This window comes from Myxococcus sp. MxC21-1 (assembly GCF_032612255.1).
Taxonomy (GTDB): domain Bacteria; phylum Myxococcota; class Myxococcia; order Myxococcales; family Myxococcaceae; genus Myxococcus; species Myxococcus virescens.
This window is the reverse complement of sequence record NZ_CP123278.1, coordinates 1,339,287-1,365,826: the sequence shown is the minus strand read 5'-3', so window position 1 is coordinate 1,365,826 and position 26,540 is coordinate 1,339,287. Positions and strand designations below refer to the sequence as shown.

Annotated in this window: 19 protein-coding genes and 6 pseudogenes; 13 read left to right on the top strand and 12 right to left on the bottom strand. The window is 71.7% G+C overall.

Annotated elements, in window-relative coordinates; translation table 11 throughout:
* From QEG98_RS06485 to QEG98_RS06475, 3 genes are read right to left on the bottom strand one after another with little or no spacing between them, the layout of a single operon-like run.
* Complete coding sequence (locus tag QEG98_RS06485; protein WP_316566110.1) at positions 1–333, bottom strand: hypothetical protein; 333 nt, start codon at positions 331–333, stop codon at positions 1–3.
* Positions 300–1,205 carry a coproporphyrinogen-III oxidase family protein gene (locus QEG98_RS06480; protein ID WP_316566109.1) on the bottom strand — a complete coding sequence of 302 codons (906 nt, stop codon included), beginning with the start codon at positions 1,203–1,205 and terminating at the stop codon, positions 300–302. Before QEG98_RS06480 ends, QEG98_RS06485 begins: the two co-directional genes overlap by 34 nt.
* Before the next feature lie 13 nt (positions 1,206–1,218).
* Positions 1,219–3,264, bottom strand: a complete 2,046-nt coding sequence (locus tag QEG98_RS06475; RefSeq protein WP_316566108.1) for a plectin 1 isoform 8 — start codon at positions 3,262–3,264, stop codon at positions 1,219–1,221.
* A 399-nt stretch (positions 3,265–3,663) separates the two neighbouring features.
* Here QEG98_RS06475 and QEG98_RS06470 point away from each other — a divergent pair.
* A pseudogene (locus QEG98_RS06470) lies at positions 3,664–6,260 on the top strand (M16 family metallopeptidase).
* 32 nt (positions 6,261–6,292) lie between these two features.
* On the opposite strand, the gene QEG98_RS06465 reads toward QEG98_RS06470, so the two are convergent.
* Together QEG98_RS06465 and QEG98_RS06460 are read right to left on the bottom strand one after the other, a co-directional pair.
* Positions 6,293–7,204 carry a hypothetical protein gene (locus tag QEG98_RS06465; protein WP_316566107.1) on the bottom strand — a complete coding sequence of 304 codons (912 nt, stop codon included), beginning with the start codon at positions 7,202–7,204 and terminating at the stop codon, positions 6,293–6,295.
* Entirely contained in the window at positions 7,201–7,437 is a 237-nt protein-coding gene (locus tag QEG98_RS06460; RefSeq protein WP_244171364.1) for a hypothetical protein, read from the bottom strand. Before QEG98_RS06460 ends, QEG98_RS06465 begins: the two co-directional genes overlap by 4 nt.
* 169 nt (positions 7,438–7,606) lie before the next feature.
* Here QEG98_RS06460 and QEG98_RS06455 point away from each other — a divergent pair, with 169 nt between their 5' ends.
* Positions 7,607–8,473: a 50S ribosomal protein L11 methyltransferase gene (locus tag QEG98_RS06455; protein ID WP_090484932.1), complete on the top strand. Its 867-nt coding sequence runs from the start codon at positions 7,607–7,609 to the stop codon at positions 8,471–8,473.
* Positions 8,474–8,597: 124 nt separating this feature from the next.
* Here the strand turns inward: QEG98_RS06455 and QEG98_RS06450 are convergent, their stop codons facing one another.
* Positions 8,598–9,719 carry a metal-dependent hydrolase gene (locus QEG98_RS06450; protein WP_316566106.1) on the bottom strand — a complete coding sequence of 374 codons (1,122 nt, stop codon included), beginning with the start codon at positions 9,717–9,719 and terminating at the stop codon, positions 8,598–8,600.
* Between the two features lie 92 nt (positions 9,720–9,811).
* Here QEG98_RS06450 and QEG98_RS06445 point away from each other — a divergent pair, with 92 nt between their 5' ends.
* The 4 genes from QEG98_RS06445 (at position 9,812) to QEG98_RS06430 (ending at position 11,971) form a co-directional block, all read left to right on the top strand.
* A complete protein-coding gene (locus QEG98_RS06445) occupies positions 9,812–10,693 on the top strand; it encodes an AraC family transcriptional regulator (protein WP_316566105.1) in 882 nt (293 codons plus the stop codon).
* Positions 10,587–10,847: a helix-turn-helix transcriptional regulator gene (locus QEG98_RS06440; RefSeq protein ID WP_316566104.1), complete on the top strand. Its 261-nt coding sequence runs from the start codon at positions 10,587–10,589 to the stop codon at positions 10,845–10,847. The genes QEG98_RS06445 and QEG98_RS06440 overlap by 107 nt, the downstream gene beginning before the upstream one ends.
* Positions 10,848–10,954: 107 nt before the next feature.
* A complete protein-coding gene (locus QEG98_RS06435; protein ID WP_090486952.1) occupies positions 10,955–11,446 on the top strand; it encodes a DUF962 domain-containing protein in 492 nt (163 codons plus the stop codon).
* A gap of 9 nt (positions 11,447–11,455) precedes the next feature.
* Positions 11,456–11,971, top strand: coding sequence for a DUF962 domain-containing protein (locus QEG98_RS06430; protein WP_316566103.1), 516 nt, complete (start codon positions 11,456–11,458; stop codon positions 11,969–11,971).
* A 22-nt stretch (positions 11,972–11,993) separates the two neighbouring features.
* On the opposite strand, the gene QEG98_RS06425 is transcribed toward QEG98_RS06430, so the two are convergent.
* Positions 11,994–13,283: an adenylate/guanylate cyclase domain-containing protein gene (locus QEG98_RS06425; RefSeq protein ID WP_316566102.1), complete on the bottom strand. Its 1,290-nt coding sequence runs from the start codon at positions 13,281–13,283 to the stop codon at positions 11,994–11,996.
* A gap of 188 nt (positions 13,284–13,471) precedes the next feature.
* On the opposite strand from QEG98_RS06425, the pseudogene QEG98_RS06420 reads away from it, so the two are divergent.
* A pseudogene (locus QEG98_RS06420) lies at positions 13,472–14,204 on the top strand (16S rRNA (uracil(1498)-N(3))-methyltransferase).
* A gap of 110 nt (positions 14,205–14,314) precedes the next feature.
* On the top strand, positions 14,315–14,581 hold the full coding sequence (locus QEG98_RS06415) for a GlsB/YeaQ/YmgE family stress response membrane protein (protein ID WP_316566101.1): 267 nt from the start codon (positions 14,315–14,317) through the stop codon (positions 14,579–14,581).
* Between the two features lie 688 nt (positions 14,582–15,269).
* Here QEG98_RS06415 and QEG98_RS06410 read toward each other — a convergent pair.
* Positions 15,270–15,446, bottom strand: coding sequence for a hypothetical protein (locus QEG98_RS06410; protein ID WP_316566100.1), 177 nt, complete (start codon positions 15,444–15,446; stop codon positions 15,270–15,272).
* Positions 15,447–15,528: 82 nt separating this feature from the next.
* On the opposite strand from QEG98_RS06410, the gene QEG98_RS06405 reads away from it, so the two are divergent.
* The 5 genes and pseudogenes from QEG98_RS06405 to QEG98_RS41705 all read left to right on the top strand — a co-directional run bounded on the left by QEG98_RS06405 (position 15,529) and on the right by QEG98_RS41705 (position 22,189).
* Positions 15,529–16,365, top strand: a complete 837-nt coding sequence (locus tag QEG98_RS06405) for an RDD family protein (RefSeq protein ID WP_316566099.1) — start codon at positions 15,529–15,531, stop codon at positions 16,363–16,365.
* Positions 16,366–16,570: 205 nt separating this feature from the next.
* Positions 16,571–16,786 (top strand): annotated as a pseudogene (locus QEG98_RS06400) (hypothetical protein); the annotation flags it as partial.
* A gap of 694 nt (positions 16,787–17,480) precedes the next feature.
* A complete protein-coding gene (locus QEG98_RS06395; protein ID WP_316568084.1) occupies positions 17,481–19,241 on the top strand; it encodes a hypothetical protein in 1,761 nt (586 codons plus the stop codon).
* Between the two features lie 21 nt (positions 19,242–19,262).
* Positions 19,263–20,793 (top strand): annotated as a pseudogene (locus QEG98_RS06390) (sensor histidine kinase).
* Positions 20,790–22,189 (top strand): annotated as a pseudogene (locus QEG98_RS41705) (sigma-54-dependent transcriptional regulator). Before QEG98_RS06390 ends, QEG98_RS41705 begins: the two co-directional pseudogenes overlap by 4 nt.
* Positions 22,190–22,196: 7 nt before the next feature.
* Here the strand turns inward: QEG98_RS41705 and QEG98_RS06375 are convergent.
* The 4 genes and pseudogenes from QEG98_RS06375 to QEG98_RS06360 form a co-directional block, all read right to left on the bottom strand.
* Positions 22,197–23,568: pseudogene (locus QEG98_RS06375) on the bottom strand (WS/DGAT/MGAT family O-acyltransferase).
* A gap of 28 nt (positions 23,569–23,596) precedes the next feature.
* Positions 23,597–24,481, bottom strand: coding sequence for a hypothetical protein (locus QEG98_RS06370; protein WP_316566097.1), 885 nt, complete (start codon positions 24,479–24,481; stop codon positions 23,597–23,599).
* A gap of 20 nt (positions 24,482–24,501) precedes the next feature.
* Positions 24,502–25,497, bottom strand: a complete 996-nt coding sequence (locus QEG98_RS06365; protein ID WP_140860935.1) for a class I SAM-dependent methyltransferase — start codon at positions 25,495–25,497, stop codon at positions 24,502–24,504.
* Between the two features lie 145 nt (positions 25,498–25,642).
* A complete protein-coding gene (locus tag QEG98_RS06360; protein ID WP_316566096.1) occupies positions 25,643–26,437 on the bottom strand; it encodes an ABC transporter ATP-binding protein in 795 nt (264 codons plus the stop codon).
* Positions 26,438–26,540: the final 103 nt, after the last annotated feature.

The window sequence follows — 26,540 nt, the reverse complement described above, 5'->3', positions numbered from 1 at the left end:
CTAGAGCAGCCGCGCGCACACGGCGCTGTGGACGTCCGCGCCCTTCTCCGTCAATGCCAGCCGCCCGCCCCGCAGCGTCGCGAAGCCGTGCGCCACCAGCCGCGCGACTTCCGCCCGACGGGGCTCCACCGGCTGCCCATATCGCTCGCAGACGGCCTCCCAGTCCACGCCCGACACCAGCCGCAGGCCCATGGACAGGCGCTCCGCGAAGAGTTCCTCCGGGCCCAGCGGCTCGCGGCCTTCCTCTGGCAGCCGTCCCGCCTCCGCCTCCACGAGGTAGCGCTCCGCGCTGCGCAGGTTCACGTACCGGTGCGGCTGGGGCGACAGCAACATGCCCGTGGCCCCCACGCCCAGCGCCGGTACTCCCCGCCCGTCCAGTACAGCGCGTTGTGGCGCGAGCTGAACCCCGGCCGCGCGTGGTTGGACACCTCGTAGCGGTGCAGCCCCGCCGCCCCGTACACCTCGCGCACCACCCGCGCCATGTCGACCACGGTGTCGTCGGGCGGCAGCTCCAGCTCGCCGCGCTTGAGCCGCTTCGACAGGGGCGTGTCCTCCGCCAGCACGTCGCGCTCCACCGTCAGCGCGTAGGTGGACAGGTGCTCGGGGGCCAGCGCCACCGCCCGGCGAGCATCCGCCTCCACCTGCGCCACCGTCTGCCCGTGCACGCCATAGATGAAGTCCATGGCCACCACCGGGAAGGCCGCGCTCCGGGCCGCGTCCACGGCCCCTTCCACCATGGCCGCGTCATGCGCGCGCCCCAGCGCCTTGAGCGTCTCCGGCTGGAAGGACTGCACGCCCAGCGACAGCCGGTTCACCCCCGCCGCGCGGTAGCCCGCGAAGCGCTCCGCGTCCGCGCGCTCCGGATTGCCCTCCAGCGACACCTCCACGCCGGCGCCACCCGCAGCCTCGCGGCGATGCCGTCCAGCACCTGGGCCACGTAGCGCGGGTGCCACAGGGACGGCGTCCCACCGCCCAGGAAGATGGAGTCGAGCACCTTCCCCGCGAGCGAGGCTCTCGGCGGCCAGCCGGGTGTCCAGCTCCGCCAGCACCGCGCGGGCGTAGCGCTCCTCCGGCACCTGCCGCGCCACCGCCACCGCGAAGTCGCAGTACGGGCACTTCGCGAGGCAGTACGGGAAATGCAGGTACAGCCCGAAGCGGGCCGCCGGCATTCCCGTGAGGGCATCCACTGGCGCGTCGAAAGGCATGAAGGAAAAACCTCTACCTCTTGCCCTTCAATTGCGCCTCCAGCCGGGCAATCTTCGCCTTGTAGCCCGCCGCGTTCTCGAGCGCTGCCTCGGCCGCCACCAGCTTGCGCTTGAGGTTGGCCGCGTCCGCCTTGAGCTGCTCGCGCTCCGCCTCCCATTCCGCTGACGCACCCGCGCTCTGGGAGGGAGTCCCCGGCTGCTCGGCCAGCTTCGCCTCGAGCGCCCGCCTCGCCTCCTGCTCTGCTCGCAGCGAGGCTTCCACGTCGGCCCGCTTCTGCTCCTCGGCCTTCAGCGACGCCTCGATGCGCGCCAGCTTCGCCTCGGTCGCAGCGCGCGCCGCGTCCGACTTGCCTGCCGACGCGGCCTGGGCCTTCGCGCCTTCCAAGGCCCCCTCCATCATCTTCAGCCGGCCCTGGAGGCGCTCCACCTTGTCCGCCTCGGCGCGCGCGGCCTCCAGCTCCTCGGTGAGCGAGGCCACCTGCGCCTCGGCGCCGCCCTGCCCCACCGTCAGCGACTCCACCTGGGCCTCGGCCTGGGCCGCCTTCACCTCTGCATCGGTGCGCTCGGCCTCCGCCGCCTCGCGGCGTGCACGCTCCAGCGCCAGCGCCTCCTGGGCCTTCGCCACCTCTGCTTGCAGCCGCACCAGCTCCGCCTCGCGTTGACCGGACGCCGCCTCCAGCATGGACACCCGGGCGGCCAGGCCGACGCGCTCAGCGTCCTTGGTGGCCGCCTTCAGCTCCACCGCGGCGAGCTGCTCCTTCCACGACGCATGGTCCGCGTGCGCGGCCTCCACCGCCGCCGTCAGCTCCGACACCTTCGTCTCGGCCTGCTGCACCGCCTCGCCCAGCGCCGCCGCGTCCGCTTCCATGCGGTCGCGCAACGACACCTGCTCCACCTCGGCGGCCTCCAGCGCCTCCTTCAGCGCCGCGGCCTCGCCCTCCGCCAGCTGCGCCCGCTCGCTGGCCTGTGCCAATCCCTCTTCCAGGGCCAGTGAGCGCTCCTCGGCCTTCGCCGCCTCCGCCTCCAGCTTCGCCTTGAGCTGGGCCAGCTCCGCCGTGCGCACCTCCAGCGCCTGACGCAGCGCGGGCAGCTCCGCGGCCTCGGTGGTCCGCGCGGTGAGCGCCGCGCGCAGGCCCACGATTTCGGCATCCTTCAGCGCCAGCGAACGCTCCAGCTCCGCCACCTGCTCCTGCAGGGTGCGCAGCCCGTCCTCCACCACCGCCAGCTGCTTGCGCGCCTCGTCGCGCTCGGCCTCCAGCGTGCCCGCGCGGCCCTGGGCCTCCTCCAGCGAGCTCTTCGACCAGTCGCTCTCGCTCTCCAGCGCGCTCAGCCCGGACTGGGCCTCCGCCAGCGCGGCCTCCAGCTGCGCGGTGCGCAGGCCCAGCGAGTCCTTCTCCGACGACGCTGCCTCCAACTCGGAGGTCAGCCGCTCCACGTCGGCGATGGCCTGCTGGTACTGCTCCTGGACGGCCTCCAGGGCGCCCTGGGCCTCGGACTTCTCCGCGGCCAGCTCCGCCACGCGGTCCTGGGCCAGCGACAGCGCTTCCTTCGCGCCAATCAGCTCCTCGGCCACGGCGCCACGGGCCTCGCGCTCCTCCTGGAGCTCCGCCGTCAGGCGCGGCACATCGGATTCGACCTCCGCCAGCGCGCGAGACAGGTCCTTGCGGTCCGCCTCCACCGCGGAGAGCTCTTCCTGGAGGCTGGCGAGCCGCGACTGGGTCTCCGCCTCCGCCCGGGCCAATTCCTCCTGGAAGGCGGAGACACTGGCCTTCGACTCCGCCAGCTCCTTGCGCGCCAGCGTCAGCGACTGCTTCACGCCGTTGAGCTCGCCGTCGCGCTCCGCGTACAGCGTCCGGGCCCGCGCCAGGGTCTCCGTCTTCTGGCGGACCACGGCCCGGAAGTACTCCAGCTTGTCCTCGGGCGAGCCGCCCATGGGCATCCGGATTTCGGGCGGCTCACCGAATGGATCAGGCCCGCGGCGCGGCGGGCGGGGCAGGGCAGCGGCAGCCGGGGACGCGGGCGCCTTCGGGGACGCGGGCGCTCCCGTGCCCTTGGGCACGGCGGCCAGGGGGCGGCCGGACGGCGCGGCGGCAACGGAGGCGGAGCGGCGGGCGGTGGAGCCGAGGGCGGTGGCTTTGGCAAGGGCCTGGAGGCCACGGGGGCGGGGGCGGCGGGGGCCACCGAGGCACCAGTGTCTTCCAGGTCCAGGCTTTCGCGCAGGTCCGCGAGCGGATCCACCTCTTCCGGAGGTGACGGCATGGGCGGGCGCAGGTTACCCCCCGAACGGGCTCACGACCAGAGACGCGTGGGCATGTGCGCGTCCGAAGTCCATCCATCCGGTCGGACGGCAGCCGTACAGTCCCCTCGACGCCGGGGCTCCCGGGCGTTAGCCAGTGAGGGAAAACATCACACCTCGCCTTGCCCTCCCAGTGGGCCGGTGACAGCTTCGGAAGTTTCTATGGCCATCCGCTACGCGCTACCCAACGGGCTTACCGTCGTCTTCGAGGAGCAGCACGCCGCCAAGGTCGCGGCCTTTCAGGTCTGGGTCAAGGCCGGGAGCGCCGACGAGCGGCCGGACAGGACTGGCCCACCTGCACGAGCACATGCTCTTCAAGGGCACCGAGCGGCGCGGCCCCGGTGAGGTCGCCCGGGACGTGGAGTCCCATGGCGGCGAAATCAATGCCTGGACCTCCTACGACCAGACCGTCTACCACATCGTCATCGCCAGCCAGTTCGCCCGGATGGGCCTGGACATCCTGGGCGATGCGGTGCGCCGGTCGGCCTTCGACGCGGACGAGCTGTCGCGCGAAATCGAGGTGGTGTGCGAGGAAATCAAGCGCAGTCAGGACACGCCGTCCCGCCGCGCCTCGCGCGACCTCTTCTCCACCGCCTACCAGGTGCACCCCTACCGGCTGCCCGTCATCGGCACCGACGAGAGCGTGCGCAGCTTCACGCGGGAGAAGGTGCTGGAGTTCTACCACCGCCACTACACGCCCAAGAACCTGGTGCTGTCGGTGGCGGGAGACTTGCGCGAGGCGGACCTGCGCGAGTGGGTGGACGACATCTTCGGCGGCGACTGGGGCCGGCCGTATGAGGGCCGGGTAGCGCGCGCCCCGGAGCCCGTGGCCACGGGCCGGCGCATCCTGCTGCGCCCGGACGAGGTGAAGGAGGCCTACCTCCACGGCCTTCGGGATTCCCCAGGCGGACCATGAGGACGTGCCCGCGCTGGACGTGCTGGCGATGATTGCCGGCCAGGGGGACGCGTCTCGGCTGGTGCGCGAGGTGAAGCGCCGCCACAACCTGGTCAACGACATCCACACCTTCGCGTATACGCCCACGGACCCGGGCCTCTTCTCCGCGTCGCTGACGCTCCAGCCCGCCAACGCCGTCCGGGCGCTGGAGGAGACGGCGCGAGGGCTGGCCACGCTGCGCGCCACGCCGGTGACGGCGGAGGAGCTGGCCACGGCCAAGGCGCTGGTGGAAGCGGAGGCCGTGTACCAGCGCGAGACGGTGCAGGGCGTGGCCCGGAAGATGGGCTTCTACCAGTCCGGCATGGGCAGCCTGGAGGCGGAGGCCCGCTACTACGAGGCCGTGCGCAACCTCACGCCCGAGCACCTGCGCGCCGCCGCCGAGCGCTACCTGCGCTTCGACCGCGCCGTCGTCACCGGCCTGCTGCCGGAGGGCACGCCGCTGACGGAGGCGCAGGTCCACGAGGTGCTGGATGCCGTGGACCGCGCGCCCGCCGCGGCGCCGCCCGAGCGCAAGCCGCGCAAGGTGGCCGTGAGTGACTCGCCGGTGCGCATCCTGAAGGGCACGAGCGCTGGCCCCAGCGACATCATCACTGAGAAGCTGCCGTCGGGCGCGACGATTGTCGTGCGCGTGGAGCCCGCGGTGCCGCTGTTCGCCATCCGCGCCGCCTTCGCGGGCGGTCTGCGCTACGAGACGCCGGAGGACAACGGCATCACCACGCTGCTCACCCGCAGCATCACGCGGGGGACGCCGACGCACGACGCGGAGGAGGTCTCCGACCTCATCGACGCGTACGCGGGCAGCCTGGGTGGCCAGGGTGGGCGCAACTCGGTGGGCCTGCGCGGTGAGTTCCTGTCGCGCCACTTCGAGCCGGCCTTCCGCCTCTTCGCGGACTGCCTGCTCAATCCCTCGTTCCCGGAGGCCGAGGTCGCCCGCGAGCGCACGCTGCTGCTCCAGGACATCCTCACGCGCGAGGACAAGCCGTCCAGCGTGGCCTTCGACCTGTTCAGCAAGACCATCTACCGCACGCACCCCTACCGGATGCCCACCACGGGTGAGCAGGCGTCCGTGGAGAAGCTGACGCCGGAGCTGCTGCGCGCGTGGCACGCGGCGCACATGGACCCGTCGCAGCTGACGCTCAGCGTGGTGGGCGACGTGAAGGTGGACGAGGTGATGGCCCTGGCGCGCGAGTACTTCGGCGCGTCGCGCGGCAAGGCGGCCCCGCCGCCGAAGGTGTCGCTGGAGGCGCCCCTGGAGGGGCCTCGCGAGGCGAAGAAGGTGCTGGCCCGGGCCCAGGCGCACCTGGTGCTCGGCTTCCCGGGCATCCGGGTGGGCGACCCGCAGCAGCACGCGCTGGAGGTGCTCTCCACGGTGCTGTCCGGCCAGGGCGGGCGGCTCTTCGTGGAGCTGCGGGACAAGCGCTCCATGGCGTACAGCGTCAGCTCGTTCGCCATCGAAGGCGTGGATCCGGGCTACTTCGCCACGTACATGGGCACCAGCCCGGAGAAGGTGGACGCGGCGCTGGCCGGCATCCGCGCGGAGCTGGAGCGCGTGCGCGACGAGCCCATCCCCGCCGAGGAGCTGGCGCGCGCCAAGCAGCACCTCATTGGCACGCACGAGATTGGCCTGCAGCGCAACGGCTCGCGCGCGGCGCTGCTGGCGCTGGACACCTGCTACGGCCTGGGCCTGGAGAACTTCCTCCACTATGCGGACCACGTCGCCAAGGTGACAGCGGACGACGTGCGCGAGGTGGCGCGCAAAATCATCAACTTCGACCGCAGCGCGCTGGCGGTCGTCGGTCCGTAGCGACGCGGTGTCCCTCGGGAGGACACGCCCCCCTAGAGGGCGGTGCTCCCGAGGGCGCCTTCGATGGCTTCGAGCAGGGGCTGTGCCGGAGCGCCCGGAAGCATCGTGCAGCCCCGCGCCAGCTCCCGCTTCATCCGCAGCCGGTCCGGGTGTGAGCGCGCTTCTCCGGCCAGCGCCTCCGGGTCCACCGGCGTGGCCAGCAGCGTCGCGCAGGTACGGAAGGTCTCCAGCCGGTCCAGGTCCTCTTCTTCCAGCGTGACGGGCGTACCATCCAGCGCCAGTCCGACGAAGGACAGCCGCCGAATCTCATCCGCCGTCAGCACCAGCGCCCCGTTGAGGGTGAGCCGGAGCGGAGGCTGCGGGTCCGGTCCTCCCGCCAGCTCCACCACGCCGTCCACGGGCTTGGGTTGGCAGGGCACCTCGCGCAAGGACAGCAGCTCATCCGCCTTGCGCGTCTCCCGCGTCTCGCCGCTGCGGGAGAGCTGAACGATGCCGGCCACCACCGCGGGCACACCGGCGATGAGCAGCCCCAAGCCCCACCCCGTGGCGACGTCGCGGCTGGAGGCGCCGTAACGGCCCTTCTCATCGATGGCGGAGCGGTTCGGCGTGTCCGAGAACAGCGTGCGTCCCACCAGCAGCGTCCCGCCCAGCACCGTGAGAATGCCTCCGGTGCTCACCGCCGCCGCCGCGCCCGTGTTGCTGTGCGTGGAGATGATGTCCTCCGCGTACTCCCCATGCTGCTCGGTGCGGCAGATGTCCGACGAGGAGAACGCCAGCGTGAGCTGGGGCCACTGCACCTGCGTCGTGGCGAAGGGGATGCGCTCGTTCAGCGCCTTCTCCTGGGAGTAGGTCCGCAAGAGCGGCCCGCGCTCCGTCCTCCGCTCCACGTCCAGCGGCGCGCACCCCACCGCCATCACCAACACCGCCGCCCCCAGACGCTTCATGGTTGGCCCTCCCGGAAGAAGCCCGCGACGTCCGGGCACTCGGTGAGAAACCGCGTCGCGTCCGCACAGGTCGGGGGGTGGTCCGTGGACATGCCCCAGCTCAGCAGAGGCTCGCGGCACTCCAGGACGCGCTCCCGCGAGGGAGCTGCGAAGGCAAAGGCGTCGCCCTCGCAGCCCGTCCGCTGGAGGAGGGTGGCCTCGCAGCTCAGCCCCAGGTCGAGCTGCACCGCCACGCTGGGACAGGCTACCGCCGACCGGCAAAGCCGGACGACGACATCCCGACAGACCGCGGCATCCGGCGCGTCCGGACCCGAGCAGGCAGTCAGGCAGATCAGGGGCCACCAGCGAATGAGGCGTCTCACGGCGCTTCCACGCTAGCCACGCTGGGATTAAAGGGCCCGCATGTCCCAGACCTATCTGTCACTCACAGTGGAGTTGCCCGAGGAAGCGTCCGAGGCCGTACAGGACCTCCTCCACGAGTCGGGCGCGCTGGGCCTCGAAGTGCGGGACCGCGAAGCGCCCCTCATGCCGGGCGTGCGCGGACCGAACCCTGGCGAGGCCATCATCATCGGCTACTTCGACGAGCGCGACACGGCCGAGTCCGCCCGTGACGAGGTGGCCGCGTCCTTCCCCGAGGCGAAGCTCACATTGGATGAGCAGCCCCAGCAGGACTGGAGCAACGAGTGGAAGTCGCTCATCAAGTCCGTGCATGTGGGCAGGTTGTGGGTCGGTCCTCCGTGGGACAAGGCGAACGCACCCGCGGGCACCGTGCAGCTCGTGATTGAGCCGAAGATGGCCTTTGGCACCGGCGACCACCCGACGACGTCCCTGTGTCTGGCCGCGGTGGACGCGTACATGGCCGAGCACCCGGGCGCCTCGGTCCTGGACGTGGGCACCGGCACGGGCGTGCTGGCCATCGCCGCGAAGAAGCTGGGCGCGGGCCGCACCGTGGCCACCGACAACGACCCCATCTCCGTGGAGCTGGCGCAGGAGAACCAGGCGGAGAACGGCACGCCGGACATCGAGGTCTCCGGCAAGGAGCTGACCCAGGTGGAGGGCACCTTCGACCTGGTGCTCGCCAACATCCTGGCCAACACGCTCATCGAGCTGGCCCCGCTGATTGTGGCGAAGACGAAGGACCGGCTCGTGCTGGCGGGTGTGCTCTCCCACCAGCGCGCGGACGTGGAAGCCGCCTACCGCAACCTGGGCCTCACCGTGCTGACCGGCGCCACCCAGGGCGAATGGGTGCGCATCGACCTGCAGCGCTGAAGTGCGTGGCGCCGTCCCCGTGAGGCATGCGCGGGGACGGCGACCCTAGGGTGCCAGGCATCGCTCGCAGGCGCCTGCCTTGACACCGCCCCGCCCGGCATCGCGAGCGGCGAAGGACATGCCCCTACGGCCGTTCGACCCGGACGGGGCGCAGCGCACCATCCAGCACCACCACCGCCGTGCCCAAGCCGCCGCTCTGCATCCGGGAATAACGGACGTCGCGGATGGTGACGCTCCATCCATCGGCGCGCTCATCCACCTGATACGTGGGCAAGCGCAGCCAGTTCGCCAGCCCTCGAATCTGCGGCGCCGACAACGCGGCCTGGATGACAGGCCCGGGCTGGGCTTCACGCGGCACGCTGGCGTCACTGATGCGAAAGCGGCCCGCGTCACCCGCCAGGAAGTCGGCTCGGACGAAGTGGTAGCGGTCCGGTCCCAAGGCGATGATGTCCCGCACGAAGGGATTGGCCGGCAGCGGTCCCGCGATGGCGCGCTCCACGGGGAGGTTCTGCGAGCGAAGCCATTCCAGGGCACGCGGCGCGGCCACCTGCGAGCCCAAGAAGATGGCGCCCAGGTAAAGCAACAGGCCCACGCCGCAGACCCGGGCCACACGCTGCGCGGAGAGGACGTGGGTCCCACGCAGCCGCAACCAGAGGATGGCGACCACGCCCGCGGCCCACATCACCTTCGCGGGCCATGGGACGAACGCGGGAACCATGATGAGCGCGGTGGAGGCCACGCCGAGCACCACCCACCCCGCAGCGGACCTGCGCGTGCGCGCATCCGCCATGATGACGGCGGCGCCCGCAAGCAGCCACACCCACGGGTCGATGATGAAGAGCGCGTCGCCGTAGAACCACGTCCCGTCAAAGGGCATCAGCAGCCGGACACCATACGTGTTGAGCCAGTCGAGTGCGGGGTGGCTCAGCACCGACAACGTGGACAGCAACAGCAACGGCCCGAAGCGAGCCGGCGGCAGGTCCGGATGCCTGCGCCTGCGCACGCACCGGTCCCAGAGCAGCATCAATCCCGTGAGCACGAAGGGCCACAGGGCCAGGGCGAGCACCCCGTGCGTCCAGCCCCGGCGCCAGTAGAGCGACGCATCCGAGCCCGCCAGGGTGACGAGGCCATCGACATCCGGCAGGTTGGCGCCGATGACGAGCGTCGCGGTGGCCAGCGGCGTGGTGCGCTTCAGCCCCGCCTCCGCCATCCACGCACCGACGAGCGAGTGAGCCAGATTGTCCATGCCCCCACTCTAGGCCTGCCCGCACCGTCCAGCGCCGCTCCAGGGTGGTGGGCCCCGCGCCCGAGACACGGTAGCGTCGCGCCCGCGTGGAGATGCAGCCTCCTTCCCGGCCACCAACCGACGTCCGCTCCCAGCTCGTGGGGCCGATGCTCGCCTACCTGCGCGCGACGGGGCACGACCCGTCCCCGCTGGTGGAGCGCTTCGGGCTGCCCGCCAACGCGAGCGCGCTGCCCGAAGTCACCCTCCCGCTGGCCACCCTGCACGCCTTCCTCGACGCGGCCGAGGCCCTGTCCGGAGACGCCTTCCTCGGCCTGCACGTGGCGCAGCGAGTCCCGCGCGGAAACTACGGACTGGTGGAGTACATCGCCCGGGCCTCCCCCACCGTCCGCGACACCTTCCGCGCGCTGGCCCGGTACATGGCGCTGCTGGAGCCCGCCTGGCGCGCCTCCTTCCAGGACGCACCGGACGGCAGCGGCACCTTCGTCTACGGCATCCCCGGCGAGCCCCTGGCCTACGGCCGCCACGCCAGCGAGTTCGGACTGGCCCTCTTCGTCCATGTCGGGCGCCAGCTCACCGAACACCCGTGGAATCCGCGCCACGTCTCCTTCGCCCACCCTGCCCCCGCGGACCTCCGCCCGCTCGAGCAGCACTTTGGCGTCACCCCGGCGTTCGACGCGGGCCGCAACGCCCTGACGCTGGACGCGGCCACGCTGGCGCTGCGCGTGGTGGACGCGGACCCCGTCCTCCTGTCCGTCCTGGAGCGCGCCGCTGGCACCCCGCCGCCGAGCCACCGGCGGCGCCCCCCGCCCCTCTTCCTGCAACAGGTCCGCGACGCCCTCCGCGCCTCCCTGCGGGAGGGCGCCGCAGATGGGCGACGTGGCCCGGCAGCTCCACGTCAGCCCCCGCACCCTCCAGCGCCGGCTCGCCGAGCACGCCACGTCGTTCCAGGACGAGGTCGACGCAGTGCGCCGTGAGCTGGCCTTCGACTACCTGAGGGACGCGCACCTGGGGGTCAGCGAGGTGGCCTTCCTCCTGGGGTACTCGGAGCTGAGCACCTTCGACCGCGCCTTCAAGCGGTGGACGGGCATGACGCCCCGCGTCTGGCGCGAGCGGCCCGAAGCGGGCTGAGCCCGGGTGGCGTGCTCGGCCAGGAGATTGGCGTCCGCGGCCAGGAAACCCAGCGCCACTTCCCCTACGCTGCGGAGCATCCACACCCCTTCGCTTCCGGAGGACGCATGCTCAAGCCCCATGTCGTCGCCCTCTTCGACGAGTACTACTCCTCGCATCAGCACCCGACGAACCGGCTGACGCACAAGATCGCCATCCCGCTCATCGTGCTCCACATCGTCGCGATGCTGGACTGGGTGCACCTGCTGGCGGTGCCCGCGATTCCCGGCGGCTCGCTGACGCTGGGCATGGTGGTGTTGGCCCTGGCTGCCGTCTGGTACCTGCGCGCCGACGTGAAGCTGGGCATCATCGTGGTGCTCTTCATGGCCGCGTGCTTCCCGGTGGGCCGGCTGATGCCCACGTGGAGCGTGGTGGTCATGGCCGCGTTCGCGTGGCTGGTGCAGCTGGCCGGACACAGCGTGTGGGAGAAGAAGTCGCCTTCCTTCCTCACCAACCTGGTGCACGCGCTGGTGGGCCCGCTCTTCTTCGTCGCGGTGCTCCTGGGGGACTACGTCCTCAAGCCGCAGCAGCAGGCCGCCACCACGCCGGTCCGCGCGTAGTCCCACGCCATGACGAGCTTCGCCGACAAGCTGCGCGTCTGGTTGCCCCTGCATGAGAACGGCGTCAGCCGCGCCGTGCACTTCGTGGGGACCTACATGTTCATCTTCGCGTTGCTCGTCCCGCTCAGCTTCGTCCGGCTGCCCGTGGGTGACGCGGCGCTCACGGCGGCGCACGTGCTGCTGCTCGCGGTGGTCCTCTACGCCGTCTCCCTGGAGTGGACTGCGGGGCTGCTGATGGCGCTGCCCCTGGCGCCCACGCTGCTCGCCGCGGAGGCCGTCGTCGCGAGGTTTCCGGTGGGCACCGCCGCCGCGGTGGCGGTGGGCGTCATGGCCGTGCGCTTCGCGCTCGTCGTCGGCGCGCACGTCGTCTTCGAGAAGAAGACGCATGGCCTGTCCCTGGGCGGGCCCCTGCTCTTCTTCATCGAGCCCGTGTACCTGCTCACCGTGGCCCTGTTCTCGCTGGGCATGAAGCAGACGCTGCGGGCCGAGGTGACGACGGCCCCCGGCGTGTCACAGCCCGCCTGAGCGCCCACGCCGCGGCGAGGCGCTACGTGCCCGCCGCGGCCTTGAGCACGGGCGCTACGTCCTCATGGGTGCGCGGGCCGTGCAGGGAGTACACGACAACGGACTCTCGCCGGCCCTTCACGTGCGCTTCGCCCAGGCGCTCGCCCGTGAAATGCCCGCCGCTCATCTGCCACGTCCGCTCGCTCACCAGGATGTCCACGCCGTGGGACTTGGTGAGGCCCTCCACGCGAGACGCCAGGTTCACCGCGTCACCGATGACGGTGTACTCGTGCTGCTCAGCGCCGCCGAGCATGCCCGCCGCCACCATGCCGGTGTGCAGCCCGATGCCGATGCGCAGCGGCGGCAGACCTCGCTGCACGCGCTGGGCGTTGATGTCCTCCAGCTTGGCGCGCATGTCGAGCGCCGCCCGCATGGCCAGCTCCGCGTGGTTCTCACGCGCATCCGGAACGCCCCAGCACGCGAGCATCCCGTCGCCCAGGAACTTGTTCACGATGCCGTGGCGCGCCATGACGATGTGGGCCATGTGCCCGAAATAGTCGTCCAGCAGCTCCAGCACCTGCCCCGGGTCCAGCGTCTCGCTCAGGGTGGTGAAGTCGCGGATGTCGCTGAAGAGGATGGTGACGTCGCGCTGCACCGGCTGGAGGGAGTCATCCCCCAGTTGCATCACCCGCTCCACCACCTGCCGGGGCAGGAAGCGGGACAGGCCGTCGCGGCGCCGCAAATTGAGGAACATGCCACCCACTTCCGAGTTCGTCAGCGCGATGAGCGCGCCCAAGGCGGCGTAGCAGATGAGGACGAAACTGATGCGCGCCACCGAGCCATGCCCCGTCATCCACGCGAGCAGCGCGTAGGCGCCGCTGGACAGCACCGTGGATAACAGCACGTGCCACCACGAGTAACGCACCACGGAGAACGCCAGCACCATGCCCAGGCTGGCGCACAACATGCCGGCATCGAAGACGCCGGAGATGCGCCAGGTGTGCCACGCCATGAAGGAGAAGAAGCTGGTGTCCGCCAGCGTCGTGGGCACGGGCAGCCACCGGGCCCGCTTCGGGTGCGGCTTCTGGAGCAGCAGCACGGCGATGGCGACGACGGAGAAGAGCACGTACGCGGCCATCGCCTGCAGGCGCACGCCGTCCACCGGTGCCGAGTACGTCTCCCCTCCGCCCCAGGCGATGACGACCTGGCTGACCGCCATCAGCAACACCACCAGGACGCGGACGATGGCCACGCGGCGCTCGCCCTGAAGCGAGCTGGTTGCCAGCACCACATCTTCGTTGGAGTGTGATGTGGCTTTGTCGCTGCGACGCATGGTGACGAGCACTGCCCGCTATCGTGCCTCAACTCCCCCACGGACAGCGAGGACCCTGGGCTTCCGCAGTCAGCACATCTTTTGCGCACGCCAGGACGCGTACGGAGCAACTGTCTGCCAACCTGACACCTTGAAGTCGGTGGCCCCCAGGGTCAGAGTCCAGCCCCCCGCGCTCTGGAGAAATCGCCTTGGTCCGCCTCTTCGCCCCGTTGCCCGAGCCCGCTCCCGCCGAAGTGGAGCTGACCGGCGAGCGTCGTCACTACCTCCTGCATGTCCTGCGGCTGGAGGAAGGCGACGCGCTGGAGGTCTTCGACGGGAAGGGCCGGGCCTTCGAGGCCCGCGTGGCCCACGTCACGCCAGATGTCGTGCGCGTGACGTTGGGCACCGCGCGCGTGGCCCCCGCGCCGCGAGGTCAGCATCCTTCAAGGCCTGCCCAAGGGCGACAAGCTGGAGCTGGTGCTCCAGAAAGGCACCGAGCTGGGCGCCACCGCCTTCCATCCCGTGGCCACGGCGCGAAGTGTCGTGAAGCTCGAACCCAAGCGCGCGGAGGAGCGCACCTCCCGGTGGACGAAGATTGTCGAGGAGGCCGCGCGGCAGTGCCGCAGGAACGACGTGCCACGCGTGGTCACGCCTGCCCCACTGCTGGATGCGGCTCGCTCGCTGACCGCGGGCACCGTGCTGCTCGTGCTCGACGAGGAAGAGTCGGCCGTGCCCTTGGGCGAAGCGTTCCGGGCCGCGGGCGCGGGCACCGCCGTGGCACTGGTGATTGGCCCCGAAGGGGGGCTTGCGCGTGAAGAAGTGGATGCCTTGATGGCCCTGGGCGCGCGGCCAGTCACCCTGGGCAAGCGCATCCTCCGTACCGAGACGGCGGCGCTCGCGGCGCTGGCGGTGATGATGCACCTGGACGGCGAACTCGGGTAGCAGGGGGGCGGCCGACCGCACGGAGTGGGCGGTTCACACTGTCCGAAGATGATTCCTACGTTTCTGCCGTAGGGGACCTCAGGGGGACCCTCAACACAGGAGAGACACTCATGGGGATCATCGCATTCATCGTCATCGGCCTCATCGCGGGTCTCATCGCCCGCGCCATCCTCCCCGGGAAGCAGAGCATGGGGCTCATCGCAACGACCTTGCTCGGCATGGTCGGTTCGCTCGTGGGCGGCCTTGTCGGTTCGCTGTTCCATCGTGATGGTCGGCTCTTCGACCTGAGGCCTTCAGGCATCATCATGTCGGTGATTGGCGCAATCGTCGTGCTCCTGCTGGTGGGCGCAGCCGGACGGCGACGGGTACATGCCTGAGAGTGAAGGACTCTCCACGCGACGTCCCCCCGTGGGATACGCGCATGACACGGTGATGAGCCCCTGACGGTCCTTCGAGCAAGGGACCTCGGGGGCTCGCACTTTTCTTGCCCCCGGCTCATGGCTGTCTTTTCATGTAGCAGTCGTCCAGCCGGGAGGAGTCCGTTGTCCAAGTGCTTGAAGTGCGGTGCCATGCTTCCACCCGTGGGTGAGTGCGCGGCCTGCGACACCGTCACTGTCCGCTCACCCGGAGTGCCCAGCCTCCTCGATCGCGACATCCGCATCGACCGCCGCACGGAGCAACGCGAGGAAGAGCTATCGACGCTCCCGGGTACACCCGCGTTCGCCGACCTGGCGCAGCATGCGCCGCCGCCGCCCCCTTCCGTCGCCCCCTGTCCACGCCGCTGCCGGGCCCCGCAATGCCTCGCGCGGCGCAGCCAGCCGCCACGCCCCGGCCGCTGCAACAGCCGGGTGCCGCCGCCCTCCGCGCCGCGCAGCCGGGTGCCGCGCCCCAGCAGGCCGGTGCCGCTCAGCCGGGTGCCGCTGCGCCTTGGGCCGCCGCGCCTCAGCAGGCCGCGCCCCGCGCCGCGCAGCCCGGTGCCGCCGCGCCTCAGCAGGCCGGAGCCGCTCAGCCGAGTGTCGCCGCGCCTCGCGCCGCGCAGCCCGGTGCCGCCGCGCCTCGTCCCGCTCAGCCCGTAGCCGCGCCCCAGCAGGCTGCCCCCGCGCCGCGCAGCCCGGTGCCGCCGCGCCTCAGCATGCCGGCGCCGCACTGCCCCACGCCGCGCAGCCGGGTGCCACCACGCCCCAGCAGGCCGCACCTCGGTCCGCGCAGCCGGCGCTGCACCTCCGCATGCGGGAGCCGCACTGCCTCACGCCGCGCAGCGCCCGCCTCAGCCGGCGCCGCCGCGCCTCGCGCCGCTCAGCCCCAGCCCGCGACGGGTTCTCCCATGACGCCGGCCTATGGAACGCCGCCGGTGGCGCCCGCGCCGCGCCCGCAGGCCCCGGCACAGCTGGCGGCCCCTGCGATTGCGCCCGTTGGCCTGCCCCACATGGAGCAGGCGGCACCTCCCGCGGGCCTGCCCCGCATGGAGCAGGCGGCGCCTCCCGCCGCGTCCACTTCCGGACTGCCTCGCATGGAGCACGCGGAAGCCGCCTCTGCGGGTCTCCCGGTGATGGAGTCCCCGGCCGCGGCCCCTTCGGCCCTGCCGAACATGGAGCCGCTCCTCCCCGGCGTGTCCGTAGGGGTGGCGCGCTCCGAGGCCATCAAGGCGCCCCCGTCCAAGGCCCAGGTCACGTCCGCCTCGGGCGTCACGGAAGTGCGCGCCCGCCCAGCCTCCCTGTGGCGGCGGCTGCTCTCCTTCACCATCGACACGGCGGCCATCGCCGGCGTGGCGGCGCTCTACCTCACCCTGGCCTCGTCTGTGACGGGGCTGAAGACGCCGGAAGCGGGGCTGACGGGGCTGGATGCCTTCGTGGCCTGGCTGCGCGCCTTCCACACCATCCTCCTACCCGGGTTTTTCCTCGTTCTGGTGCTCGCGCTCGTATACTGCGCGGTGGCGGCCTTCCTCTGGAATGGCCGGACGCTCGGGCGGCTGCTCCTGGGGCTTCGGCTGGTGGACACACATGGGATTGCCCCGGCACCGGGTCGAGCCATCGTGCGCGCCCTGCTTTCCGGCGTGTCCTTCGTCTTCTTCCTTGGTGGCTTCTGGATGGCGCTTTTCGACCGGCGCGGGCAGACGCTTCATGACAAGCTGACGTCCACCTTCGTCGTTCAACCGAGCTGAACCACCGGCTCATTGTGCCTTGCGGCCGCGGCCGTAAGATGCCGCGTCCTACATGCCCGCCCGTCTCGCCCAGCTCCTCGTCTCACGCATGCTTCTCACGCAGGAGAGGGCGGGGGAGGTGCTGCGTCAGCACCAGACCCTGGGCGGGCAGGTGGACTCCGTGCTGTTGGAGCAGGGCATCGCCAGCGAGGCGGACGTGCTCGCGATGCTCGGAGAGGTCTCCGGCTTCATGCCGGTGAACCTGATGGACTTCGAGCCCAATCCCGAAGTCGCCTCCTTCATCCCGCCCAAAATCGCCGAGCGACTGTGCGTCGTCCCCCTGTCCCTGGACGGAAACACGCTGCACGTCGCCAGCGGCTACCCGGTGCCCAAGAAGGAGCTCGACGAGGTCGGCTTCCTCCTGGGCAAGCCGCTCGAGCTCTGGGTGGCCACCGAGGTGCGCGTCCGCGAGTGGGTCTCCACCATCTACCGCCAGCCCCTGGCCCTGCGCTTCGCGAAGCTCGCGGCGGCGTTGGATCCGGAAGCCCAGGCGGCCCCGCCGCCACCGCCGCCCGCCGCGGCCATGGAAGAGGAGTCGCTCACCACGGACATGGTGGAGCGGTTGGCTCGCTCCGTCGCGCAAGAGCCCCTCGCCGTGGAGACCAGCGCCGCGCCCCAGGCCGCGACCCCTCGTCCCGAGGCCCCCGCGAGCCCCCAGCGGCCGCCCCCGCCTCCGCCGGAAGCCCTCACGCCGGGCCCCGAGCCCCTTCCGCCGCCAGGGCCTCCCGCCTTCGTCCGGGCACCGCTGCGACTGAACATGCCGCAGGCCGAAGCGCCCGCGCGTCCGGCGCAGCGTCCCAACCCGCAGGCCGCGCAGATTCCGGTGCTGCCCTTCACGCCAGCCCCGGGCACGGCGCCGTCCAGCGCGAATCCCCCCACGCCGGCGAGCCCCCTGCGGCGACGCTCCCTCCCAGCGCCCCCGCGACGACGCCCGCCCCCAAGCCGGCGGCTCCCTCCACCCCTCCGGCCCCGACGGGAGCACGCGCACCGGCGCAGTCCGGCACGGCAGCCCCTGCTTCGGGACAGCCCCCGGTGTGGACTCCGGCCCAGGCCGGCGCCAGCGGCACGCCGCAGGTGTGGCCCCCGCGCCCGCACAACCGGCCGCGCCGCCCACGCTCCATTTCGCCACGCCGGTGGCGCCGCCGCCGAAGCCCGCGGCGGCTCCGCGCAGCGAGCCCGCGTTCCTCGTCTTCCCCAACCCCGGCGCCGCGCAGAACACGCCGCAGCCCCGCCCCAAGCCCGCCGCGCTGGAGAGCCGTCCCTCTGCCCCGCCCGCGAGCCAGGACGTGCCGGACTGGACGCTGGCCCAGGCGCGCGCTGCACTGAAGGAAGCCACCAAGGACCGCGACCGCCTCATCGACGTCGCGCTGCGCTTCGGCCGCAGGACCTTCGACTACGTCGCCTCCTTCGCCGTGCTGCGGGGCGGCGCCACGGGCCTGGAGGCTCGCGGCGAGGGCATGGCGGGAGAGCAGCTCACGCAGGTGTCCATCCCGCTGGATGCCAGCAGCGTCTTCCGCACGGTGGCCGTCACCCGCGGCAGCTACGCGGGTCCGCTGCCTCCGGACGCGCTCACGCGGCACTACCTGGAGCTGTTCGGACGCCAGACGCCGCGCACCGTCTTCCTGTACCCGGTCGAGGTGAAGGGCCGGCTGGTGGCCATCCTCTACGGTGACTGTGGTCAGCGGCCCATCAGCCAGCGCCGCCTGTCCGACTACATCCTGTTCTGTCAGGACCTGCCGGCGGCCTTCCAGGAGCTCATCCTCTTCCGCAAGCAGCGCGTGTCGGAGCTGCGCGCGCCGGACGAGGTGGAGCTCACCATCGACGTGGACCTGCCCGTGGCCACCGCGCCCGCGCCGGCCCCCGCGGTGGTCGCCGGCCTGGGCTGGAGCCCCTTCTTCGGCCGTGGCGCCACCGGCAACATGGGCCGCGCCGCCGCGCTGCCGCCGCGCGCGCAGTCACAAGAGGAGCGCCCGCCGCCGGACTTCGCGCCGCTGCTGCGCCGCCTCACCGGTCCGGACGCCGCGCAGCGCGCCAACGCCATGGCGGAGCTGGCGCGCTCGCCCGAGGCCAGCGCCCGGGTGCTTGCCCAGCACTTCCCCGGCCCCACGGCCTGGAGCCGGCTGCCCGTGGTGGAGCTGCCCGAGGCGGACGAGCTGGGGCCCATCCCCGGCGCGCTGTCCCGGCTGGGCCGCCCCGCCGCGCAGGCCGTGTCGCCGCTGCTGGACTCCCAGGACGCGGACACGCGCTACTTCGCGCTGCTCACCGCCGGCAACCTCCCCTACGTGGAGCTGGTGGACGGCGTGCTGCGAGGTCTGTTCGACCTGGAGCCGGACATCTCCAGCGCCGCGCGCGTGGCCGCCGCCGCGCTCAAGCAGCTGCCCCGGCTGGACGCCGCCCTGCGCGACCTGCGCCACGAGCTGAGCAGCCGCGACCCGCTGCGCCGCTCGCTGGCCGCGCGCGCCCTGGGCACGCTGCATGACCGCGACGCGATTGAGGGCCTCATCCGCCTCACGGGCGGCGACGACGAGATGTGCGCCCAGGCCGCGGCGGAGGCGCTGCGGGAAGTGACGCGCGCCACGCTGGGATTGGACCCGCGTCAGTGGTCGGCGTGGTGGGCGGAGAATCGCAGCCGCCGCCGCGCGGACTGGCTCGTCTCCGCGCTGCGCCACCGCGAGTTGGACGTGAGGCTGGCGGCCATCGAGGAGCTGAGCCGCGCGCTGCACGACACGCTGGGCTACTACGCGGATGCCCCCGAAGCCGAGCGTGAGCAGGCGGTGCGCCGCTGGGAGGCCGCGGCGGTGGAGCCGGCCAACGCGCGCCGGCTGGGCATGCTCTAGTCCCCTGCACCGGAGCGCCCCATGACGGGTGGGATGTGGATCAGCCTCCTGGCCTGCGCGGGCCAGCTCGCCTTGGCGGGCCGGCCCTGGTGCGCGTGGGCAAGAGTCCGTTGGCGCTGCCGCTGTCGCTGCTGTCCATCGCCCTGTCGACGTGGAACTTCTCCGGCTTCGCGCTGGTGCGCGCGGACGAGGACGGCTGGCGGCTGGTGGGCTTCACCGCGGGCCTGATGACGGTGCCGTGCGCGCTGCACTTCATCCTGTCCTTCGTGGGACGGCGACGAAGCCTCGCCTGGGCCATGTACGGCGCCTATGTCCTCTTCGGCGTGTTGGCGCTCGCCATGCTGGTGGCGTTGGGCGCGCCCATGCTGGAGGCGCACCTGCTCACGCTGCGCTTCGGGCTGCTGGTCTCCGCGCTGGCCATTCCCATCCTCGGTGGAGGCTTCGCGCTCCTGGGCTTGCACGTGCTGCGCTCGCGACACCCGGACGAGCGCGCCCGCGCGGGCCTGGTGCTGTGGGGGCTCACGCTGGTGGTGGCCCTGCTGATGACGGAGCTGGCGGCGGAGCTGGGCCTGGAGGTGGTGCGGCTCGGCCACGTGGGCACGCTCCTGGGCTTGCCGGTGATGGCCACCGCGGCGCTGCGCTTCGGCCTCTTCGGAGACGACCCGGGTGCGCCCCGGCTCGCGCTGCACGCGGCGGGCATCGCGGGGCTGGGGGTGCTGGCCTATCTCGCCGTGGTGCGGCTCTTCGTCGCGCAGGCGGGCACGCTCATCATCTGCACCACGGCGGTGACGTTCGCCCTGGTGGCGGCGACCCGCCGGGGCGTCACCGCCTACGTCAGCCGGAGCGAGCGACTGGAGCGGCTGGCCACGCTGGGCCGCTTCTCCGCGCAGATGGCGCACGACCTCAAGAACCCCATCGCCGCGATGAAGGGCGCCGCGCAGTACCTCAAGGAGGAGCACGCGCGCGGGCGTCCATGGGACGGACACGGCGAGTTCCTGGACCTGCTGCTGGAGCAGGTGGAGCGCCTGGACCGGGTGGTGGACACGTATCAGCGGCTGGCGCGCGTGGAGCCCCTGCCCAAGCCGGTGGACCTGCGCCGGCTGGTGGAGGGCGTGCTGTCGCTCCAGGCCTTCGCCAGCCCGGGAAAGGTCGTCATCATCCGGGAGCTGGCCGCTGGCCTGCCCCCTGCGCGGGAGACCTGGACCTGCTGGCCAACGCCCTGGAGAACCTGGTGCGCAACGCCTGCGAGGCGATGCCCGGAGGTGGCACCCTCACCGTGCGCGCGCTGCGTGACGGTGCCGACGTGGCCCTGGAGGTGGAGGACACCGGCGAGGGCATGGACGCTCGAACGCGCGAGCGTGCCTTCGACGACTTCTTCACCACCAAGGCCTCGGGCAGCGGCCTGGGGCTGGCCTTCGTCCGGCGCGTGGTGGAAGCGCACGGTGGCGAGGTGCTCCTGACAAGCCGGGAGGGGCGCGGTACGGTGGTCCGGATGCGGCTGCCCGTCACGGACGCGAGCCTGGGCGGCGCAGGCGTGGGAGAAGCCGCTTGAACGAATCATTGAGAGGCACGGTGCTGCTGGTCGACGACGACCCCGCCGTGGCCAAGGTGCTGGGCGCCCTGCTGACGCAGGCGGGCCTGACGACGCATGCGGCGCGCGACGGGCAGGAAGCCCTGGCGCTGCTGGCGAGCAAGCCGGTGGACGTGGTGGTGAGCGACGTGCGCATGCCGGGCATGGATGGCCTGCAGGTGCTCGCGGAGGTGTCGCGCGGCTGGCCGGACGTACCCGTCATCCTCCTCACCGCGCACGGCACGGTGCCGCTGGCGGTGGAGGCGATGAAGGCGGGCGCCGCGGACTTCGTGCTCAAGCCCTTCGACCGGGAGGAGATTCTCTTCACCGTCCGCAAGGCGCTGCTGCGCGCGCAGGGCGAGGAGGCGCGCCAGCAGGTGCGGCCCACGGGAGGCTTCATCGGCCGGAGCCGGGCCATGGCGGACGTGCAGGCCGTGCTGGCGAAGGCGGCGGCCGGTACAGCCACGGTGCTGCTGCGCGGCGAGTCCGGCACGGGCAAGGAGCTGGCGGCCAAGGCCGTTCACGACGCCAGTCCCCGGCGGGATGGCCCCTTCGTGAAGCTGCACTGCGCGGCGCTGCCGGACACCCTGCTGGAGAGCGAGCTGTTCGGCTACGAGAAGGGCGCCTTCACGGGCGCCGCCACGCGCAAGCCCGGGCGCGTGGAGCTGGCCCATGGCGGCACGCTGTTCCTCGACGAGGTGGGCGACATCTCCCCCGCTGTCCAGGTGAAGCTGCTGCGAGTCATCCAGGAGCGCGAGCTGGAGCGGCTGGGCGGCACGCAGACGGTGAAGGTGGACGTCCGCTTCGTGGCGGCCACACATCAGCCCTTGGAAGAGCGCGTGAAGGAAGGCCGCTTCCGCGAGGACCTCTTCTACCGCCTCAACGTGGTGCCCGTGTGGATACCGGCCCTGCGCGAACGCCCGGACGACATCGAGCCGTTGGCCCTGCACTTCCTGGAGGTCCACGCGAAGACCAACGGGCGCCCCCCCTTCACCCTCATGCCCGACGGGCTCGCGGCGCTGCGGGCTCAGCCGTGGCCCGGCAACGTACGGCAGCTCCAGAACTTCCTGGAGCGGTTGGTGGTGCTCTCCGACACGCAGGTGATTGGCGGGCGGGAAGTCCTTCAAGAGCTGGCGCGCCAGCCAGGCACTGCCCCGCCCCCTTTGCCGCGACACCTTCCGTCAGCGGCCTGGAAACGCCAACGGTGCCTGTCACGGACTCCGCCCGAACCCTGGAGTCCCAGCGCAAGGAGATGGAGCGCCAGGCGATGGTGGATGCGCTCAAGCGCGCGGGCGACAACCGAACGCTGGCGGCGCGGCTGCTCGGTATCAGCCGGCGCACGCTCTACAACAAGCTGGAGGAGTACGGGCTGCTGTAGTCAGCCCTCAGTCACGCTCGGTCGCGAGCGCATCCAGCTCCTCATGGAAGGCCTGGATGAGCGCATGCGGGTCGGTCACCCGGCCCGCGTCCGCCGCCACGCCCACCGTCACCTGCCCCGCGTAGCTGAAGAGGCTCACGCCCAGCCCCAGATGGCCCGTCTGGGGAACCCAGAACGTCAGGCCCTCCAGCCGGCTGCCCGCCAGGGACACCGCCGCGCGCGGGCCGGGCACGTTGGTGGCAATCAACGATGCCTTGGAGCCGAAGGTATCCACCACCCACCGCTCCAGCGCCGCTGGCGTGTACCCCAGCAACTCCAGCGCGCCGAAGGTCAGCACCGCCTCCGGCGAGCGCTTCAGCCGCTCCATCCGCCGCACCAGCTCCTGCAACCGGCGCTGAGGCGTGCCCAGTTGCACGGGCAGCCGAAGGAAGACGACGCCGAAGTGGTTGCCCAGTTCACGAGGCACGGGCACGTCGAGAGGCCGCAGATTCACCGGCACCAGCGCGTGCAGGTCCTCGGGTGGCTCCCCCAGCGACTCCAGGTAGCGCCGCAGCGCGCCCGCCACCGCCGCCAGCAGCACGTCATTCACCGTGCCGCCCAGCGCGCGGCCCACGGCCTTCACTCGCTCCAGCGGCACCGGGTCCGACCAGGCGGCGCGCTTCTGCGTCCCCAGCGGCCCCCGCAGTGACGTGCGCGGATCCGACGGAATCACCAACAACTTGCCCATGGCCGCGGCGCCCCGAGCGCCCTGCACCAGCAGGTCGCCCACGAGAATCGGCTCCGCGGCCAGCTCCGCGCCCTTGCGCCACACCGCGCGCGCGGTCCCCGCCACCGCCCGAGCCCCGCGCACCCAGCTCGCGAGCCCACCGGTTGAAGGCCTCGACGCGGGCTCGGGCGCCTCGGCGGCCATCTCCGCCTCCGGCCCATCCGTGAGCGTCAGCAGCACCCGCGCCAGGGCCATGCCGTCCGCGAGACAGTGATGCAGCCGCGCCAGCAGCACATCGCGCCCGTCCGCGGCCGACATGACATGGAACTGCCACAACGGCCGGGAGCGCTCCAGGGTGTGCTCATCCACTCCCCCACCAGCGACTCCAGCGCGGCGCGGTCCCCGGCGGGGGCACGTCGAGCCGCGACAGGTGCCAGTCCAGGTCGAGCTCGGAGACCTCCTCCCACTGCGGCAGGCCCACGAGTCCCGCCACCGCGCGCTGGCGAAAGCGGGGGTAGCGCTCCACCAGCCGCTCCCGCACCACCGTCTGCAGCCGCTCGAAGTCCAGCCGGCCCTCGAACCAGAGCACGGCGGTAATCATCATCAGGTTGGCGGGTTCCTCCATGTGGAACCACAGCGCGTCCACACTCGACATCCGCTCCTGCGCCGCCATGTCTCACGACCTCCCGGTGAAGGCCGTTCTACTTCTTTCCGCTCTCCGGGGTCGCACGTTCGAACTGGAAGGTCTGCTTCGTCTCGTCGTCCACCATCAACGTGAGGACGCCTTCCTCCAGGTCCCAGACATAGGCGTTCCCCCGAAACTTGAGCTTCGGTCCCGTCAGGGGAATCACCCGCTTGTCGCCACACACCGGGCCCACCGCCTGGCCGTCCCGCGGGCGCAGCCGCACCCGGTCCTTGCCCGACACGTCCAGCGTGCCCCAGGCGCGCACCACCAGCGAGTTGCCCAGTCCCAGCGTCGCGGCCTCCAGCGAGGTGCGCAGCACGAAGCAGCCCGACGGCGTCACCTGCAACGAGCGCGCGTAGTCCGAACGAGGCTTGGCCTCGATGCGCTCCTCCCGCACGGTTTCGTCTTCCGGCAGGCTGGCGGCCACCAGCGTCCAGGTCCCCACCAACGCCTTGGGAGGCGCCGCCCCTGGTGCCGTCACGCCCTCGCACGGCGCCGGGACTTCCTTCTCGGGGCTGGGTGGGGCGGGCTCGAAGGAGCGCTGGCAGATGGGCAGGCAGGCCTTCGGCCCACATTCGGTATCGTTCGGCGCGCAGCCCGCCTTCTGGGTACACGACTTGAGCCGCTCCAGCGCCTGCTCACAGTCCTGACGCATGCAGGTGTCGACACACTCGGCGTCGATGCACTCGGCCACGCAGGCCCAGTTGGTGGCGCCGCACACGCCGGCCACCGTGCGCGGACGCTGCGGCGAGGACGGCTGGGCCGCGGCTGGAAGCGCGGCGCCCAGCGCCAGGAACAGGACAGAGAGGAGTCGAGAAGAGGACATGCCTCGACGCAAGCTAGCCACGCCCTCCGCTCGCGCGGACCCTCCCCACCGCGGGAGCTGTCCACCCGCCAGCACTGCGGGTGGCGACTCTGCTCTCAGGTGAACTGCCAGCGCCAGGTGCGCACGTCGGCGTGCTCCACCATGTCCAGCTCGAAGGACAGCGTTTCGAAGCGCTCGAACTCCCGCGAGTCCACGCGCAAGAGCATCATCCCCGCGTAGTTCTGCCCTCGCAGCGGCGACACGTTGAAGGACAGCTCCGCGTCGAAGGCCACCTTGTAGAAGAGGCAGAAGCCGTCCACGCGCCCCTCGTCCACCACGGGCCGCGAGAAGCGCACGCGGTGCGGCAGGCCGTCGGCCACCATCGTCTCCAGGTCGAAGGCGAAGGCGGGCTCCGGGTCGCACAACAGATGGTCCACCTCGTAGGAGCGGATGACGCGCGTGAAGTAGGACGGGTTCATCGCCTCGCGCAGCGTCTGCAGGCAGCTGTAGTCCACGCTGGGGAAGCGCTGGCTCCAGATGAAGGGGATGCACGCCTCGTCCCGCAGCTGCACCGGCTCCACGAAGACCTCGAAGCGGTTGGGCAGGATGCGGCCTCCGGGCTTCAGTACCCGGTTGCGCAGGTCCAGGATGCGAGGGACCAGCCCCGCGTCGAAGAGGGCGTCGCCCAGCAACTCATGCAGCAGGACGTCCACCTTCTCCGGCATCTGGTACTGCCAGGGCTGCGCGCGCACGAAGTCGATGCGCTCCAGCCCGTTGCGGCGCGCCACCCACTGCGCCGTGTCCAGCAGCCGCGAGCCATCCACCGCGTACAGCTTCTTCGGCTGACGGCTGGCCGCCAGGAAGGTCCGCAAGCCCGTTCCGGTGCATGCATCCATGACGACCTGCCCGGGCCGCACATACCGCTCGCACGCTCTCCGCCATGCCTCCACCCGCTCCGGGTCCGCGAGCGCGAAGTCCTGAGGCGCCGGACTGGACAGGGACAGACTGTCCGGCACGACGTTGCGCGGTAGCTGGGACACGAGCGTCGAATGGCTGAGCCGTGAACGCAGGTCCATCAATGCCTGGCGAGGCATGTCGAGCAGATTGGGCATGTGGCATCCCCCCGGATGCGTGGGTCCTTCGGACGGGCCTCCCGGCGCGACCACGCACCGGGATTTCTTAACATGCTTGACTTACAGGTTCAGCGCCATCCAGCGAGGGGACGGGATGAGTGTCCCCAGGTGAACAGCCTCGCGCTCAATGCAGCGGCGGTGACGTGTGGCCGGAAGCGCGCGCACGGCGCGACAGCCAGTCATGGAGGAAGGCCTGGACGGCCGGGTGTTGGGACTGGCGGAAGGCCTCGGGCGGGGCGTGTTCGATGATGCGTCCTTCATGGAGCAGCGCCAGGCTGTCACCCACCTGGAAGGCGGTGGCCACGTCCGGGGTGATGACGAGCGCCGAGGCATGGAGCCGGTGCTTGCCGGTGAGGATGACGTCCACCACGGACTGGGTCCTCAGCGGGTCCAACCCCGCGGTGGGGTCGTCATAGAGAAGGATTTTCGGCTCCAGCACCACGGCGCGAGCAAAGGCGGCGCGCTTGAGCATGCCGCCGGAGAGCTCGCCCGGGCGCTGCTTCGCCGCGTCCTCCAGGCCCACCAACGCCAGCACGCGCTGCACGCGCTCACGCACCTCGCTCTCCACCAGATGGAGCCGCTCGCGCAGCGGGAAGGCGACGTTGTCCTCGACGGTGAGCGAGTCGAAGAGCGCGCCGCCCTGAAAGAGGATGCCCATCTTGCGGCGCACGCGCTCGAGCCCCGCGGCATCCAACCAGGCCAGCTCCTCGCCGTCCACGCGCACCGTGCCGCGGTCCGGGCGCAGCAGGCCGTCCAGGTGCTTCATCAGCACCGTCTTCCCGGAGCCCGACACGCCCAGCAGCACGCACGTGGTGCCCGTGGGCACCACCAGGTCCACGCCCCGCAGCACGTGCTGGGCGCCGAAGGACTTGTGGACGTTCATCATCTCGATGGCATTGCGCTGCGCCGGCTCGGCCATCCCACGCCCCCAGGTCCCGGCGCCGCTGCCAGGAGGCGGAATTGTGACGGCCGCCCCCATCTGCTCGCGACCCGCCTTTCAGTCGGAGGCAAGCGATGGGCCC